Consider the following 16579-nt stretch of genomic DNA (forward strand, 5'->3'; position numbering starts at 1 on the left):
GGTGGCAGTCAGGCCGCGCGCATGCGCGCAAGCAGCTCGAGCGCGCCGCGCTTGGAGAGCGGCTCGTTGAGGTTGCCGCACTTGGGCGACTGCACGCACGAGGGGCAGCCGGCCGCGCAGGGGCATTCGGCGATCAGCCGCTGCGCGTCTGAGACCAGCTGGTCAAAGGCCTCATAGCCGCGGCGGGAGATCCCGATGCCGCCGGGGTGCCCGTCGTAGATGAAGATCGTCGGCCCACCGGTCTGCGGGTGCATGCCCGTCGACAGGCCGCCGATGTCCCAGCGGTCACACATCGCGATCAGCGGCAGGACCGCGATCTGGGCGTGCTCGAGCGCGTGCAGGCTGCCGAGCAGGAGGTCGGCCGGGAACGCTTCGGCGGGGTGGGCGGCCAGCGGGCCGCCCGCCCCGGGGCCGCCAAGGAGCTCATCCAGCTCAAACCAGAGGGCGCGCGTGGCGAACTCGGTGGTTGGCATGTCAAGCGACTGGAAGTCGACGACGCTCTGGTCCGCAAGCAGCTTGCGCTGGTAGCCGAGGACCGTCTCGGAGTAGACGACCTCACCGTAGGAGAGGCGCACGCCGTGGCTTGAGCGTGTCTCGCGCAGGCGCTCGATGTAGGTCATGCTCTCGCGCTTGGCCTGGGTGAAGTAGTTGCCGTTGTCAGGGGTGAGGATCGCGCGGCGGGCGTCCAGGTCGAGCTCCGAGACCAGGTAGGAGCGCCCAAGGTGCAGGTAGATCGCGCCGTCGTGGACGGTTGAGTAGGCGCGCACCGACTCGATCGTGCCGATGATCTCGCCCGTGGAGGCGTCGATCAGCGCGAAGTTGTCTGAGCTTGCGGAGCGCAGCGCCACCTGTCCGGCCGGGTACTCGTCGGGGTGGGCGGGGACGAAGCCGGTGGCGCGCTCGCGCAGCAGACGCGCGTTGGCAAGTTCGCGTGCGCGCGCGATGAGCTCCTCGCCGAAGTAGGGCGTGTCAGCCTCGGTGAGCGGCTGCTCGTAGGCGGCACAGAGCAGGTGCTGGCCGAGAATCTCGGGGCTCTGTGGGTCGATGATCGCCGTCTCCACGGGTCGGGCGAGGAACTCCTGCGGATGGCGGGCGAAGAACTGGTCAAGCGCGTCCTCGCCGGCGACGTAGACCGCCAGCCCACGGCCACGGCGCCCGGCGCGGCCCCACATCTGGCGCAGGCTCGCGACCGTGCCGGGGAACGTCACGCAGATGGCGGCGTCGAGCTTGCCGATGTCGATCCCGAGCTCGAGCGCGTCGGTGGAGACGACGCCGAGCAGCTCGCCGGAGACCAGGCGCGCCTCGATCTCGTGGCGCTGCTGGGGGGTGTAGCCGGCCCGGTAGGGGGTGATGCGCTGTGCGAGCTCGGGCGCCAGTCGATCTTGAGTCATGCGCAGGATCAGCTCGACGCCCTTGCGGGACTTCATGAAGCAGATCGTGCGCGCGCCTGCGCTTGTCAGCTGTGCGAGCAGCTCGGCGGCCTCGGCGAGCGCGGAGGCGCGGGTGCCGAGGCGCTCGTCGATGAGCGGCGGGTTCCAGACGACGGTGCGCCGCTGCGGCAGCGGCGCTGAGTCGTTGTCGATCAGCCTGACGTCGGTGAGGCCCGTCAGCGCGGCGGCGTGCTGGGCGGGGTTGGCGATTGTCGCGCTGGCCAGCAGGAAGCGCGGCTCTGAGCCGTGCAGGGCGGCGGCGCGGCGCAGGCGGCGCAGCGTGTTGGCGACGTGGGAGCCAAAGACGCCGCGGTAGACGTGCGCCTCGTCGATGACCACGAACGCGAGGTTGCCAAGAAAGTCTGCCCATTTCGCGTGGTGGGGCAGGATGCCGACATGGAGCATGTCGGGGTTGGTCATCACCAGGTTCGAGCGGCGGCGGACCTGGGTGCGCTCCGCTGACGGGGTGTCGCCGTCATAGATCGCAGGGCGCAGCTGCGGCAGGCCGAAGGCGTGCAGAGAACGGGCCTGGTCGTGGGCGAGGGCCTTGGTCGGGTAGAGGTAGAGCGCGCGCGCGAGCGGGTCGGTGATCAGTGTCTCGAGCGTCGGCAGCTGGAAGCACAGCGACTTGCCGGAGGCGGTGCCGGTGGTGACGATCGTCGTCTGCGCGAAGGCGCTCGTGAGCGCGTCGCGCTGGTGCAGGTACAGGGAGCTGATACGGGCGCGGGCCAGGGCATCGTGGACCCGGGGGTCGAGTTCGTCGGGGATCGGAGCCGTGTGGGCCTGCTGGCTCAGGGTGCGCTGGTCATGCACCAGGCGGGAGTTCTCGCGCCCTGCTTGGAGGAGGCTCTCCCAGGGCTCTGCGCCCGTGTGTCCGGCGCCCGTGCGTCCGGCGCCCGTGTGTCCGGCGCCCGTGCGCTCGGCGTTCCGGCTCGCTCTGGTGGTGGCCACAAGGTCAGTATGGCGGGGCGCTGCTAGCGTCGCGGCCGATGCTGCGCGCGCTCTACGTGGACCTGGACGGCACCCTGGTGGGCCGGGGCGGCTCGCTGTTTTCAGGCCACGGCGGCGGTTTCACGATGCTTGGTGCCCGGGCGCTTGAGGCGTGTGCACGCGCGGGCGTGGAGGTCGTGATCGTCACGGGCCGCCGCCAGGGCGGCGTCTGGGAGGTGATGCGTTTGATCGGCCAACGCTCCTACATCTTCGAGCTCGGCTGCGGCCTCGTGCTGGACGGCGAGCTTCACTGGTTGACCGGTGACCGTGTGCCGTCGCCCGAGCACGGCTCGATCCACGACCAGATCGCCGCAAGCGGTGCGCCGGAGCTGTTGCTTGACGCCTTTGCGGGGCGACTCGAGTACCACACGCCGTGGTCGCAGGACCGCGAGGTCTCACACCTCTTTCGTGGCAACGTCTCGGTGCAGGAGGCCGACGCGCTGCTCGGCGAGGCGGGCCTCGGCTGGTTGAGGCTGGTTGACAACGGCCTGCTGGCGGCGCACGGGCCGGTCGGTCCGGCGGCCGGCTGGGGGATTCCGGGCGAGCGTGTGCACGCCTATCACCTGATCCCGTCGGTCGCGTCGAAGGCCCGGGCTGTCGCGGCGCACATGCGCATACGCGGCTACGCGCCGGAGGAGTGCATCGCCTGCGGCGACTCGCACGAGGACCTTGAGATGGCCCGCTCCGTCGGGTCGTTCTGGCTGGTCGCAAACGCGGTCGAGACCGACCCGGACCTGCGCGGCGCGGCGGCGGCGTGGGGGAACGTGAGAGTCAGCGCCGAGCGCTGCGGCGCGGGTGTCTACGAGGCGGTCGTGACCACGCTTGCGCAGTCGCGCTGAGGCGGCGCGGCCGCCCCTCGCGTGTTCAGCCTGTGGCGCGGTGTGTCAGGCGGCCCAGCGTCGCGCCTGCGTCAGGCGGCCGAGCGACTGCGCGCCAGCTCCCGCGCCGCCCTTGTGATCGCATCCTCGTCGGAGACTGCGCGTGCGAGCTGCCCCGCCGCGTCCGCCATGCCGCCGAAGGCCGCCGCCACCGCCGCGGCGTCCGAGCCGCCGATCGCGCGGTTCATCTCGGCCACGGCCGTGTCGAAGCGCTGCCACAGATCCTCAGGGCCACGTCTGCCGGTGCCGGGTCGCAGCTCGTAGGGTGGCTCCGCCTCGGCGGCTCCGGGAACCGGGCGCCACTGCATCCCCGCGTCGTGCGCCTGCTGCCAGGCGAGCTGCTCTGCGGTTGCGGCCTCTGAGAGCCGGAGCAGGCGGGCCGCGAAGCCCTGATCCGGCGGCGCGAAGCGGTGGGCACGGATCGCCTCCGCCCAGCTCGCGCTCGCGTGCGCCACCAGTCGTTTGACGCGCTCACGTTCGGCTTCGAGGTCATCGCCGAAGCTCGTTGCGCCTGTGTCGCTCATCTCGACCCCCCGACGTCCGGATGCTCCACGACCCCGACCGCCTCGCCGCTCCAGAAGTCAGTTGCACTCGGGCTCGAAATCGGAGAGGCTGGCGCCTGTGAGCCCTGATAGCCAGCTTCCACGATCCGGTTGAGGTCCGAGCGCTTGATCCTGACGCGCCTACCCACACGCACGGCCGGCAGTGTGCCCGCGTCGATCCAGTTGCGGACCGTCTGTTGGTTGAGTCGCAGGAGTTCCGCGACCTCCGCGACGGTCAGGAACGACTCCTCGAATTCGTTTTCCAACATAGTCATTGATTCTACGGGTTGGATGCGATATTTGTAATTGAAGCTAACTGAGCCTAATAAGAACTGAGATGATGTCATCGCGTCCGGACGGAAGTTCGGACCGGGAGGATCAGGTGTCGGGTCAGGATTTCGAAAGCGACCAGCAGGGCGGGGGTGGGGCAGCGGTCACCAACGTGGTTCCGCTGCCGCGGCCCTGGTACGGCTCGCCAGCGGAGCTGGTGCCGATCGGCACGGAGCCCTCGGAGCGAGACGAGCCGCCAGCGGTGCTCACCCACGCAATGGACTTTTGGGGCGGTGACAGCGCCACACTTGAGCGAGTCAGCGAGCTTTCGCCGGTTGATCGCCCCGCGCGCCAGCCGGGTGTTAGACCAGACCCGGGTTCTCTGCGCGAGCGCCAACGCGGGCAGCGGACCGTGGCTGGGGCGTCAGAGGATGACGACCACATCCAGGCGTGGATCGACGTAGCCGCAGACTCCGTGGTCGGTGCCACAGCCGCGTCCGCGCCGCTTGCCAGGGCCGCGTCCTCGGGGCGGCTGCGTAGACTGGAGACGGTTGTCCTTGCGGTTGTGGCGCTGGCTGCAGGTACGGCCGCGGCCATCATGTTGGGCGCGGGCCTGGCACCGTCGCGGAGCACCCGTAGGGTTGCGGCGCATACGCGCCAGCTCACCGTCACGCAGACGATCCCCGTCCGCGAGTTGGTTGTGCGGACGGTCACGAGCAGCACCGCCGAGCGCTCCGGGCGGCCGGCTCATAGGCCGGCGAGCTCCCGGCGCCAGTGGGCAGCGAGCCACGGGACTCGGAGCGATCGGGTAGTGCGGGACGCTCACACCGGCGTCCCAGCGGCATCAGGCGCTGGCGAACCCCCCGCAGCGGTGGCCTCGAGCCGCCCCGCTGCGCCTGGGCAGACGGTGCCCGTCACCGCGCCGGTGCGGGCAGCGACCGAGGTTGCGCCATCGCGCCGAGCATCCGGATGCGCGCCGAGTGTGACCAACGGCGGTGCGTGCAGTCTCTGAGCGACAGGAAGCGAACGAGCGAAAGGCGACCATGAGCAGCAGACCGAGACCCCTACAGATCATGATCGGCCTCCTCGCCGGTGTTGTCCTTGCCGGCGGTGGCTACGCCTTCGCCGCATCGCGCAGCACGGAGATCCACGCCTGCGAGGGCATCGCCTGGCCGCATGTGCTGACGCTCAACGCTCGCTGTCCGCGTGGCTCACGGCCGGTTGTCTGGGCCGTGCGGGGGCCGGCCGGACGCAACGGCACGTCCGTGCGGCTCAACCCGAGGGTCGATGTCACCACGACCAGCGCGCTGGACGGCGCACGCGCGTCGCTAACACGGGGCCGCCGCGGGGTGGACACCCTGCATCTGACTTTGCCTCAGGGACCGGCCGGCCCTGCAGGCCCTGCTGGGGCAGCCGGACCGGCGGGCGCCACCGGCCCGGCGGGGCCTGCGGGAGCGAGCACGGGGCCGAACGCCTACGGAGAGGTGGTGTACGGCGCGTCAGGTCCAGAGCTCGCCTACGGGACTGGTGTCTCGGTCGTCAGTGGAGGTACGGGGAGTGTTTCGGTGGAGGTCGATGACTGCACGGCGCCGACTCCGACCGAGCCGGTGATCTTGGTCACGCCAAACACCGACCCGTACGCCGCCCCGGCGAGCGGCTCGAGTCCCACGGGCGAGCCGACCGCCTACGTCGCGGAGTTCGACGACGCGAACTCGCCGGGCGCGCATCTTCTCGGCTTTACGGTCCGACTTACGACAACCACCGACTATGCGACAAGCAGTGACTTTGCCTTCTCGGTCACCTGTTGAGCCCCGGTTGCTCAGAGAGCCGGCGGTTGGCGGACCCCCCAGGGGCAGTTCACGCTGCGTCAGCGGCTCGGAGCGTGCACGAGCTCTGAAGCAGTGCGTCGCGGTTGTGATCCTGGTCGGGCTCGTGGGTGTGTTTGCTCCCGCGGCCGCGCAAGCCAATCCGTACAACGGCATGCTGAACGCGGGCACCATTCAGGGATCGGCGTCAGGCAGTGTGTACCCGGCCAACAGCTCGGTGGCTAGCGTGCCCTGGACCGCTCCAAGCGGCGTCCAGTTCGGCGGCTTCGCCTACACCTCAGCCAGCTTCAACGTCGCCAACGAGGACGACACGGGCGGCCTGTCCTCGGGTTTCACCGGGTCTGGTGGGAGCGCGCCGACCGATCTGAACTTCCCGTGGACCAGGGACTGCTCGGTCAGCGAGTCGGCGCCGCGCGTCTGGATAGCCAACGGCGCGCCGGTTGCCCGCGACAGCACCGGCCCGGGCGGGGTTGCGCCCGGTACCTGCAACACCACCGGAAACACCTCGGGCTGGAACTACGTCAACGCCGAGGCGGAGTCCACTGACCCTTCCTCCAACCCACAGAGCGATTATCAGACGCTGAAGCTCTGGATCTGGTGTGCGCGAGACGGCGACTGCAGCAGCGGGGACGCGGCCAACTACTCGGTCACGAACCTTTCGGGAAACTTCCAGGACTCGTACAACCAGCCCAGCGGTGGCGCGAGTTGGAGCGCGTCGGTCAACGGCAGCGCGTGGTACCAGACTCAGACCGGCGCGCTCGGCGTCAACTACTCCGCCTACGACCCGGCGGGCGTCTGCTCGCTCGCGGTGGCGCTGCAGGGGGCTGCCAGCGTGAGCAGCGGCAGCCTTGGCAATGCCAACCCCGCGATCACAGACCCGGGCCCGCCGGTTGGTGAGGAGTTTGCAAACGGCCTCGATCCGTGCTGGACGGGCCAGACGGAGACCGGCACCTGGACCCTGCCCGCGAACCTGCCGTCCGGTTCCTACGCAGCGTCGGTGCTCGCGTCAAACCCAGGAAATTACGAGGCGCAGGGGTTCAGCCCCAACGGCTCGCCAGCGGTTGCGAGCACCGGGGCTGTTCACATCGACGACACGGCGCCTGCGCTGTCCTGGGCGACCAGCCCCAGCAGCTGGACCGCCGAGACCAGCGAGTCGCTGAACGTCACGACGGGGCCCTCAGGCCTGGCGTCGCTGACCTGCAGCGACAACGGCGACGCGGTCACGCCGCGGCTACAGAGCGGCAGCACCGGTGGGGCTGGCACTACGGTCTGGGCCGTCCCAACGACTACCAACGGCGTGAACGCGGTCAACTGCACGGCGGCCAACGGCGACGCCAACGGCGCGCTCAGCGGCTCGACCTCCGGCACGTTCGATGTTGACGCGACGGTGCCGACGATCTCTTACGTGGATCAGGGCTACAGCCCCGGCAGCTGGACCGACCTGGCGCAGACAGTGACGGTTGTTCCCGATGTTGGCCCCAGCGGGCTCCGTTCGGTGAGCTGCCTCGTCGACGGTAAGCCGGTGCCCGTTGGTGGGGACGACCAGATCACTGTCGCAGGCAACAGCCCAGGCGTCGAGACCCCACACGTGTTGAGCTGTTATGCGATCTCCAACACCGGGGTGTCTGGTGCCTCTGACCCTGCGACTTTCGACGTCGCGATCGACACCAACACGCCGACGGTCACCTACAGCGGGGCGCCCGCCAACGGAACTTGGATAGCCGGAACGCCCACGGTCGTGGTCAGCGCTGGCGAGCTCAACACCGCGACCGGGCAGCCGCAGATCCTCTCGGGGATCGCGGGCATCGCATGCACCGACAACGGCTCGCCGGTCTCTCTGCCGGCCCTCAGTGCGAGCTACGTGACGTCGTTTGAGCTGACCCGGAATGGCCCCAACAAGATCAGCTGCGTGGCGACAACCGGCGCCGGAACGGTCGGTGAGCCGTTCGTTGAGACCGTCGACGTTCAGGACCCGGCGTCGGCGTGCGGCGGTACGGGCTGCGGGACCACGCAGTGGGGTAGCTCGCCGCTGATTGACGGCGGTGGGGACCCGTACTCCAACGGCCCGTCTGAGTCGACCTGGTCGCGCACCGCCCAACCGATCACGATCACCGCCAACCTGCCGTCCGGGCAGGCGCCGGTCGCGTCGATCGCCTGCACGGGCCCGCTGACGGGAAGCTGGCCGCTCAACAATCTCAACCGCGATGCGGCGGGCGGGGAGCAGGTCACGGTCACGGTCCCGCCGCCGGGTGGCGAGCTCACCTGCAGTGCCACGGACGCTGCCGGCAACGTGTACCAGCTTGGCTCCTACCAGTTCGAGGAGGATGCCACGCCGCCCGCTGGTCAGTTCGACAACATCTCAGCGAGCGCGCCGGACGACATCGAGCTCAGCGTCTACGATCCGGGCGGCGCGTTGGCCTCGGGGGTCGCCTACGTGCGTGTGTACGCGACCAACACTGTCACCGGAAGCGTCTACGACCTCGGTCTCGCGCGGCTCGCCGCCGGCGGCACGGATGTCTATGAGGTGAACCTCGACGACGCCGATGTGCCTGCCGGCAGCTATGAGTTCAGCGCGCAGGTTGGTGATGTGGCGGGTAACACCGCGGAGATCACCGCTGGGCCGCAGGGGACGAAGACCGTGTGGCAGCTGCCACTGCGGGCCACAACGGAACTGACCCTGATGGCGGGGGGAGTCCATGGTGCAGGGGTGCCGGCGGTACCGGCGCCCCTGCAGCCCTACGTGCCGAACACAAGCAGCGCGCTGGTCGGGACGAGCCCGGTGCTCGGCCCGGTCGGCCATACAGAGGCCAAGCCGCGCGGCTTGCCGCGACGGGCGTTGCACGGGATGGTGAGGACAGCTCATGTCGAACTCCTTACGCCGGTGCCCTTGGCGCCCGCACATGACCTCCTGGCCTGGTCGCCGCAGGCTCTGTCCGCGTCGGCCGGGAAGCTTGTTCGCCGGCGCTGCAGTCCCAACGATGCAGCCGGTCGCGAACGGAATCGAGGTGGCCGAGCCAGACCTTGCTCGCGTGACGCCGTTGCGCCGCACGCGGTCGCGGTCGCTTACGGGCGAAGCCTGACGCTGACAGGTGCGCTGCGCAACATCAGGGCAGGGGGTCGGCCAATCCCGCACGCACCGATCGACGTCTGGGGCCAGGTGGTAGGGCATTCGCCGGTCCTGCTCGGCACCACCACGACCAGCGCTACCGGCGCGTATCGCGTCAGCATTGGCGCTGGGGCGAGTCGCAGTGTCTACGTGACCTATGCCGGCACGAGAAGGCTGCGCGCCGCGGTAGCTCGGATCACGGAGCGCTTCACCGGCGGGGTAACTCTGAACGCTACTCAGGCTGCTGCCGGGCAGCGGCTGACGCTGAGCGGTCGCGTGCTCGGCGGGCATGTGCCCGCGCGCGGCCTGAACGTAACCGTCGAGGGCAAGATCGTTGGATATCCCGGAAGCCAGCAGCTGGGAACCGTCCGCACGGATTTGCGCGGCTCCTACCGCTTCTCGTTCGTGCTCCCGGCAGACACCCGCGGGTTGACCTACAGGTTGTGGCTGGTGGTGCTGCCGCGGCTGAATCCGGGGTGGCCGTTCCTGGGCGCGCACAGCAGAACCCTAACGCGTCACGTCGGCTGATTGTCAGCAAAGTGATCCAAATCCGCACGGCCGCCGTTATGCTGGGTAGACATGCTCGGAGACATCATTCAGCCAACGCACCTGCTGCTGATCCTCGTGGTCGCTTTGCTGGTCCTTGGACCGAAGCGTCTGCCCGAGGTGGGACGTTCGCTGGGTCGTGGCCTGCGGGACTTCCGCCACGGTCTGCAGGGCGTGCAGGACGAGGCGCGAGGCATGTTCAACGACGCGTTGGATGGTCCGGCCGCCGCGGCTGCCGGCCCCACTGCCGCGGCGCCGACGGTCCTCGCGGCACAGGCTCCGCCGACGTTCGAGCGCGACATCACCGTGGGCGAGCCCCAGGCGGCGAGCTACGTACCTTCCCAGTACGCGACGGCGCAGATGCCGAGTTCCGCTGCCGTGACGAAGGTCGCGCCGGTCGACTTGGATCCGGCCGAGTACGCGGACTGACCGCGGAGTCAGACCAGACCGCGGCGCTGGTCGCGCTTCTGCGCGAGGGCGGGCGTGCGTGGACGCGCTATGTCCTTGAGGTACGCAAGCACGGGCCAGGAGCGGTGTCCGCGCCCGCGGTGCTCGAGCGCGAGCTCGGCCTGCTGTCCTACGCCGCGCTCAGCCGCGCCGAGTCGGATCTTCACGCCTGGCGCGAGACCGGCTACCGGGTCCTGACGTTCACCGGAGCGGGCTATCCGGAGAACCTGCGTGTCACCGGCGACCGGCCGCCGCTGCTCTTTGTGATGGGGGAGCTGCTGAACAGCGACCAGCGCGCGGTTGCGGTGATCGGTAGCAGACAGGCAAGCGACGCTGGGCTCGCGACGGCCCGTGCTGTGTCCGAGGCGCTTGCGAGCGCCGGTTTCACGGTCATATCCGGGTTGGCGGCCGGCGTTGACGCCGAAGCACATCGCGCGGTGCTGGCGTTGCGCGCCTCGCAGCCTGAGCCATCCGGAGGGTTCTCGCGTCGCTCCCGCTCGGTCGCGGCACGGACGATTGCGGTGCTTGGCACCGGACTTGACCGGGTCTACCCACCGGAGCACGCCGAGCTCCAGGCCCAGGTTGCCCGTCACGGGGCGATTGTCTCGCAGTTCTGGCCCGGCTCGCCCCCCACGGCCCGCAGCTTTCCGGCCCGCAACGCGGTGATGTCCGGTATGTCGTTGGGCAGCGTCATCATCGAGGCGTCCGAGCACAGCGGTACGCGCATACAGGCCCGTCAGGCCCTGGCACAAGGTCGTCTGGTGGTGCTCATGCGCCCGGTCCTCAACTCTGCCTGGGCGCGCAGCCTCGCGGAGCTACCGGGTGTCGTGGTTGCCAGTGAACCCGGCGATGTGCTCGATCTCTTCGGACGCTGAGCGGCCGCAGCCGACTGGTCCGCGGTTGCTCGCCGAGCGCGTTCTCATCGCACCTCGCCATGGCCCGGGGGTGTGTCGCTGCTGTCTGAACCTGACCGACGGCGAGGGTTTGTGTTGGGCCTGCCGCCACGGCGAGCAGCGGCTCGCCGTGGTCGTCCCGATCTCCTACAGCGTCGGCGGCGAGGATCTACACCGGTTGATAATCACCTACAAGCGCGCGGCTGACACTTCGGTCCCCCAGGCGCTCGCCGCGCTCGCTCAGCTCTGTGAACGCTTTCTCGCCGGCCACGAGCGTTGCATCGCTTCCGCAGTCGGGTTGGCTCAGGGCTTTGACCGGATCACGACCGTCCCGTCCGCAGACCCGATGAGGGATCTGCATCATCCGCTGCGGCGGATCGTGGGTGAGCTCTCCGAAGTCACCAGGGGGCGCTATGAACGGCTGCTCGTGAGATCGGACTCGGTGGCGATCCCGCGGGTCTACGATCCGGCCCGTTACGCCCCCACGCGCAGGCTCGCGGGTGAGTCGGTGCTCGTGGTCGACGACATGTGGACGAGCGGCGCAAGCGCCCAGAGCGCCGCCGGCGCACTTCTGGCTGCCGGCGCGCGCTGCGTGGCGGCGGTCGCGTTTGCCAGGCACCTGAACCGCTCCTGGCACAACAACGACGCTAGCCTTGACGCCCTGCAGCGACTCGGCTTCAGTTACGAGCGGTGCGTTCTGTGCGCATGACCGAGAAAAGCCCGAATGTGCTCCGCGGCGTGAGTCGCAGCCGCTAGCCTGAGCGCGGCCGATGTCACTGAGAGATCAGACTGGGTCAAGCGCTCGCACCGCCTCCTTGACTGAGCGCTCCGCGATATCGCTGGCCGAGGCAATCCGCCGGCGCGAGGTGACCGCCACGGAGGTGCTGGAAGCCCACATCGAGGTGCTGGAGCGCGATCGTCGGCGCTTGAACGCACTGGTTGCCGACAATTTTGCCGCGGCCCGTGATCGCGCGCGCGAAATAGACCGCCAGATTGGCGGCTCGGCGTTGCGGGGACGCGCGCTGACCGAGCTGCCGCCGCTGACCGGCGTGCCCTTCACGGTGAAGGAGTCAGTCGCGCTCAAGGGCATGCCTCACACCGCTGGGGTGCCTGCGAGGCGCGGTCAGCTGGCAACGCGCAGCGCGACCGTCGTGCAGCGTCTCGTCGACGCGGGCGCGATCCCGATCGGTGTGACCAACGTCTCGGAACTTGGTCTCTGGATTGAGTCCGACAATCCGCTGTACGGGCGTACCGTCAACCCATACGACCCCGCGCGGACCCCGGGTGGTTCGTCTGGCGGTGAAGCGGCCGTGGTGGCATCCGGCGGCTCGCCCTTCGGGGTGGCCGCTGATATCGGCGGGTCGATTCGTGTGCCCGCCCTTTTCTGTGGAGTCTTCGGTCACAAGCCCACCGCAGGACTCCTGCCGAGCACCGGTCATTGGCCGCCACCGACCGACGCTGCCGCGAAGCTGCTGTCGCTTGGGGTTCTGGCTCGCCGCGCCGAGGACCTGCTGCCGTTGATCAAGACCATGGCAGGTCCTGACGGGTTCGATCATGGGGTGGCTCCAATGGCGCTTGGCGACCCGGCTCAGGCCTCGCTGGATGGGCTGACCGTCACGCTCGTGGAGGACAGTGCGCTACGGCCGATGGCGCGCGAGCTGCGCGACGCACGTGAACGGACGGCCGGCGCCTTGGCGGCCGCGGGGGCGCGCATCCGGTTCGTTAGCCGCCCCGGTTGGAAGCGGGCGTTGTTGCCATTTCTGACGGTCTTGAAGGGTCTCGGGTTTCGCAGTTCATAGGTTGGCGTCGGCCCATGCTTGCTGGACGGCGCTGATTTCCCGGGTTGTGGGGGTTCGGGCTTGTTCGGGTTGAAATTGGTTGGCGATGATCGTTCGTCGTAGCTTGACGAGCATGTCGGTGAAGGACGGGGTGCTTTTCGTGAGGTACCAGGGCGCACGAGCGCGATGCTCGGTGACGATGTCGGGGTGGTGGCCGTAAAGGGCGTACCAGACGATCGTGAGGTCCATGACCAGGAACTGGAACGGGACCGTTCGCGCGACAGCGTTGGGGGTACGGTTGCGGGCCTCGCCGACCCCGAAGATCTCTTTGCCCTCGAGGAACGCGACCTCGATCGGCCAGCGGTCGGCGTAGCGCTCAACGATCTGGGTGGGTGTGGCCTGCAGGTCGGTGCTGATCAGCGCGATCTGGTAGCCGCACGGCCTGGTGTCGTCTTTGACGAGGATCACCCGTACCGGGCTGTCGGGTCCCAGCGGCTCCCATAGGCAGCAGATCTCGGCGAGCTTGAGCGTCACGGGCTTGCCGTAGCGACAGACGGTGTGAGCCACCCATTCGGTCGCCGGGTCCAGTGCGATGTTGTTGAGGGCCGGGAGCCGGTCCCCCCATTTGCGGGGTCGGCCGCGTTTGCCGGTGCGTGGTGGCGCGGGGGCGTAGAGCACCGCGTTGGTACGCAACCTGGATGTGATCGTCACCCGCTTGGGCCGCTCACGCCACGCGCCGCTGATATACGCGCTGTCGCCGACAACATCGATCTGCCGATCGTGAAGCCGGGCGGCAAGCAGACAGATCATGTCGTTTGCGAGCTTCACTTTGCCGGGCCGTCCGGGATCGGGCTTTGACGCGCTCACATACTGTTTGCGTCTGGGCTGCCAGAGCCTGAAGAGGACCGGCAGGCACACCGTCCGCTCCAGAAACGCCAGACGGATGCAGATCCCGGCCACAACCCAGTCATTGCCCCACGCGACCGACCCGGAGCGGCTGTTAGCGGTCGCGTCATGATGCCAAAACGTGCCGTGGATCCGGCGTCCGCGACGTTTCAAAAGCGTGTCATCGACCGCGACCAGCACCGGCCCGCCGGGGTCTGTGAACCGCTCAACGATCAGGCACGCGAGCGCCAACCCCAGCTCGTCCACGGACCAACGCGCGTTGGCGAAGAACCGGTGGCAGCGAGCGTGATGCCAGATCCCCGACAGCCTGGCGCCTGTCAGCATCCCGGTCACGCACCGCAAACGGGTCTGGGAGACCTGACCAACCACCAGGGCGCGAAACGTGTTGAACGTCGGCTGGGTGAAACACGACTCAAACAGGACAAGCAGCTCGTTCAGCGAAGATGGGACGCAGAGCATCGGCGGCGACCTCCAGGGGTCAGCCGCGCAGCGCGCCTCCCCTGGCTGCGACGGACAGGTTTCCTTGACAGCAACCGCTTTCGCAGCAGCCGCCGATGCTCCTTCCTCTCCCGCCCCGAGCTGCTCAGGCCATCAAGCCCGCAGCCACCCCGCCGCCGCCAACACGCCGCCGCTCAACCCACAAAAGTGCGAAACCCGAGAAGGGTGACGATGCGCAGGCGCCGCGAGTCTCCTCCTTGCTGGGGGATGCTGATGGGCGGCTGGGCAGGATCGGTCAGCTGCTGGGTATCGGTGATGATCACACCCTGCCAACCAGGCTGACGCTTTTCGCTGAGCTGCTGCCGCTCAGTACCGCCGAACGTCGGCGCGTTTTGGACCGGGCTCAGGAACTCGGGCGCGAGCTGGTTGAGACGATCGGTGACGGCGTGCTGCTGCACCCGGCGCATCGGACTCCGGCCCCCCGGCTTGGAAGCACCTACGGACGGCCGTGGTTGCTGACCCCGGCCGCCGTCTTCAACCTGGCCGGGGTACCGGTCACGGAGGTTCCGCTGGGAGTATCGCGAGCTGGGCTGCCGGTCGGCGTGCAGGTGGCGGCCGCGCCCGGGGCTGATCATCTGAGCATCGCGGTCGCGCTGGAACTCGAGGCGGTGTTCGGGGGCTGGGTGCCGCCCGAACACGGTCGAGGTTCTCGGGAGCTCTAGGAAGCTTCGGGATCGTCGGCCTGTGAAGTGCTTGGCGCCTGCGCTGATGCCTGAATCGCCGGCTCGCTTTCTGCTCGCATCTCGAGTGTTGAGGGCTTCAGGCGCATCCGCTCATCGCTTGTCATACTGATGATCCCTCAAGGGGGCGTAGCTCAGTTGGTTAGAGCGCCGGCCTGTCACGCCGGAGGTCGCGGGTTCGAGTCCCGTCGCTCCCGTCAAAGAAGTACCTGGATAATCGCTACTTTAATCCTCGCGTAGCCCGCGTTGCTCGCCGGTGTGACTCACGGGCAACCGCGGCGGGCAACCGCGGGATTCGGCTCAGGACCATTTTGGTTTCGTTTTGCCGGAGGTTGTGGGCGAGGATCTCGTGACATCGATTTGGCGAACGATGTCGGATACCGAGGATCTAGCATCTCGTCGCTGCGGACGGCCCTTGGGGGCTGTAGAGGGCAACGCTTCCGAGCGGCGCGCCGGGGGTGGCAATCGATTCGGTGCCGGGGCTATTCCCTGTCGGTCATGGGCATGGACGCCTGCACCAGGGCTGCGGAACTCGCCGAAAGGTGCCGCAGAGCAAGGGTGCGCTTCGCGCGTGGACGGCTCAACCCGTACCGACGAGCACCGCCGGACAGTTGTGCTGGCCTAGCAGCCGGTCGCGGGAGGGTGAAAATGGGCCGTCGCCTTGCCGCTCGGTGCGAGTCGGTTTGCTCGGGCCCACGGCTATTTCCTGCGAGTCTTTGGGCGGCATCTGATGGCCGCTGCTGTCGTGGTTTTGGGGCTGTTGTCTATCGCCTGCGAAGAGACGGCTTGAGGACCTGTTCGCCGTAGCTGGTGTCGGCGGGGTTGAGGTTGACGCCGGGCTTGACGACCTCGTCGATGCGGTCGAGGATCGCCGGGTCCAGCGCGACTCCAGCTGCCGGGAGCTGGCTGTCGAGCTGTTCCATTGTGCGTGGTCCGATGATCGCCGAGGTAACGGCCGGGTGGTTGGCGACGAACGCGATCGCGAGTTCGATCATGGAGATACTGGCTTGGTCGGCGACCTCGGCAAGCTTTTCGACTGCTTCGAGTTTGCGCTGGTTCTCGGGGAGGGTCATGTCAAAACGGGCGGCGAGACGCTGCCGGGCCGGGGAGGTTGGTGAGCTGTCGGCGCTCCAGCTGCCTGAGAGCCAGCCGCCGGCGAGTGGGCTGTAGGTGAGGATCCCCATTCCGTGCCTCTGGGCGGTGGGGAGCACGTCGAGCTCGATACCGCGTACCAGGAGCGAGTACGGCGGCTGCTCGGTCCGGAACCGCTCATGGTGGCGATCGCAGGCTATCCACTGTGCCTCGACGATCTCGCCGGCCGAGAATGACGAGGAGCCGATGTATCGGACTTTGCCCTGCTGGACTAGGTCGGTAAGGGCACTGAGCGTCTCGTGGATGTCAGTTTCGTGGTCGGGGCGGTGCATCTGGTAGAGGTCAATCCAGTCTGTGCCCAGGCGCCGCAGGGAGTTCTCGACCTCGGTGATAATCCAGCGGCGCGAGACCCCGCGTCGGTTGGGATCGTCGCCCATCGCTCCCCAGAACTTGGTGGCCAGCACGACGTCGTCGCGGCGTCCCTTCAGTGCCTTGCCGACGATCTCCTCAGACTCACCATTCGAGTACACGTCAGCGGTGTCAACGAAGTTGATCCCGGCGTCCAGTGCGGCGTGGATGATGCGGATCGAGTCGTCGTGGTCGCTGTTGCCCCAGGCGCCGAACATCATCGTGCCGAGGCACAGCTTTGAGACCTGCACTCCGGTCCGTCCGAGCGGGCGATATTCCATGATCGGTC

General features: G+C 68.4%; 14 protein-coding genes and 1 tRNA gene. 9 read left to right on the forward strand and 6 right to left on the reverse strand.

The genetic code is table 11. The features are described 5' to 3' along the window. Nucleotides 1-8 precede the first annotated feature (8 nt). Nucleotides 9-2381, reverse strand: coding sequence for a DEAD/DEAH box helicase (locus M3M54_RS14830; protein WP_249019802.1), 2373 nt, complete (start codon nt 2379-2381; stop codon nt 9-11). 38 nt (nt 2382-2419) lie between these two features. Between M3M54_RS14830 and M3M54_RS14835 the strand changes: the two genes are divergently transcribed. Beyond that, nucleotides 2420-3259 carry an HAD family hydrolase gene (locus tag M3M54_RS14835; protein WP_249019803.1) on the forward strand — a complete coding sequence of 280 codons (840 nt, stop codon included), beginning with the start codon at nt 2420-2422 and terminating at the stop codon, nt 3257-3259. A gap of 71 nt (nt 3260-3330) precedes the next feature. On the opposite strand, the gene M3M54_RS14840 is transcribed toward M3M54_RS14835, so the two are convergent. Next, nucleotides 3331-3822: a hypothetical protein gene (locus M3M54_RS14840; RefSeq protein ID WP_249019804.1), complete on the reverse strand. Its 492-nt coding sequence runs from the start codon at nt 3820-3822 to the stop codon at nt 3331-3333. Beyond that, nucleotides 3819-4109 carry a helix-turn-helix domain-containing protein gene (locus M3M54_RS14845; protein WP_249019805.1) on the reverse strand — a complete coding sequence of 97 codons (291 nt, stop codon included), beginning with the start codon at nt 4107-4109 and terminating at the stop codon, nt 3819-3821. The genes M3M54_RS14840 and M3M54_RS14845 overlap by 4 nt, the downstream gene beginning before the upstream one ends. 1044 nt (nt 4110-5153) lie before the next feature. Here M3M54_RS14845 and M3M54_RS14850 point away from each other — a divergent pair. The 6 genes from M3M54_RS14850 to M3M54_RS14875 all read left to right on the forward strand — a co-directional run bounded on the left by M3M54_RS14850 (nt 5154) and on the right by M3M54_RS14875 (nt 12727). Then, complete coding sequence (locus M3M54_RS14850; RefSeq protein WP_249019806.1) at nt 5154-5918, forward strand: hypothetical protein; 765 nt, start codon at nt 5154-5156, stop codon at nt 5916-5918. A 106-nt stretch (nt 5919-6024) separates the two neighbouring features. After that, nucleotides 6025-9570: a hypothetical protein gene (locus tag M3M54_RS14855; protein ID WP_249019807.1), complete on the forward strand. Its 3546-nt coding sequence runs from the start codon at nt 6025-6027 to the stop codon at nt 9568-9570. Between the two features lie 51 nt (nt 9571-9621). Further along, a complete protein-coding gene (gene tatA, locus M3M54_RS14860; protein WP_249019808.1) occupies nt 9622-10017 on the forward strand; it encodes a twin-arginine translocase TatA/TatE family subunit in 396 nt (131 codons plus the stop codon). 104 nt (nt 10018-10121) lie between these two features. Next, nucleotides 10122-10910: a DNA-processing protein DprA gene (locus M3M54_RS14865; RefSeq protein ID WP_249019809.1), complete on the forward strand. Its 789-nt coding sequence runs from the start codon at nt 10122-10124 to the stop codon at nt 10908-10910. 25 nt (nt 10911-10935) lie between these two features. Next, on the forward strand, nt 10936-11637 hold the full coding sequence (locus M3M54_RS14870; RefSeq protein ID WP_249019810.1) for a hypothetical protein: 702 nt from the start codon (nt 10936-10938) through the stop codon (nt 11635-11637). Nucleotides 11638-11698: 61 nt separating this feature from the next. Beyond that, entirely contained in the window at nt 11699-12727 is a 1029-nt protein-coding gene (locus M3M54_RS14875) for an amidase (RefSeq protein ID WP_249019811.1), read from the forward strand. On the opposite strand, the gene M3M54_RS14880 is transcribed toward M3M54_RS14875, so the two are convergent. Beyond that, the gene (locus M3M54_RS14880; RefSeq protein WP_249019222.1) at nt 12722-14071 is read right to left on the reverse strand and encodes a transposase; all 1350 of its coding nucleotides are present in this window, start codon (nt 14069-14071) and stop codon (nt 12722-12724) included. The two genes, M3M54_RS14875 and M3M54_RS14880, sit on opposite strands and share 6 nt — an antisense overlap. Nucleotides 14072-14244: 173 nt before the next feature. Next, nucleotides 14245-14508 (reverse strand): hypothetical protein, encoded by a 264-nt coding sequence (locus M3M54_RS14885; RefSeq protein WP_249019812.1) that lies wholly within the window; start codon nt 14506-14508, stop codon nt 14245-14247. Here M3M54_RS14885 and M3M54_RS14890 point away from each other — a divergent pair. Continuing rightward, entirely contained in the window at nt 14497-14772 is a 276-nt protein-coding gene (locus tag M3M54_RS14890) for an amidase family protein (protein ID WP_249019813.1), read from the forward strand. The two genes, M3M54_RS14885 and M3M54_RS14890, sit on opposite strands and share 12 nt — an antisense overlap. A 141-nt stretch (nt 14773-14913) precedes the next feature. Beyond that, nucleotides 14914-14987: transfer RNA gene (locus M3M54_RS14895), tRNA-Asp, on the forward strand. Nucleotides 14988-15554: 567 nt separating this feature from the next. Here M3M54_RS14895 and M3M54_RS14900 read toward each other — a convergent pair. Beyond that, nucleotides 15555-16571, reverse strand: a complete 1017-nt coding sequence (locus M3M54_RS14900) for an aldo/keto reductase (RefSeq protein ID WP_249019814.1) — start codon at nt 16569-16571, stop codon at nt 15555-15557. Nucleotides 16572-16579: the final 8 nt, after the last annotated feature.

It is taken from the genome of Conexibacter sp. S30A1 (genome assembly GCF_023330665.1).
GTDB lineage: Bacteria > Actinomycetota > Thermoleophilia > Solirubrobacterales > Solirubrobacteraceae > Palsa-465.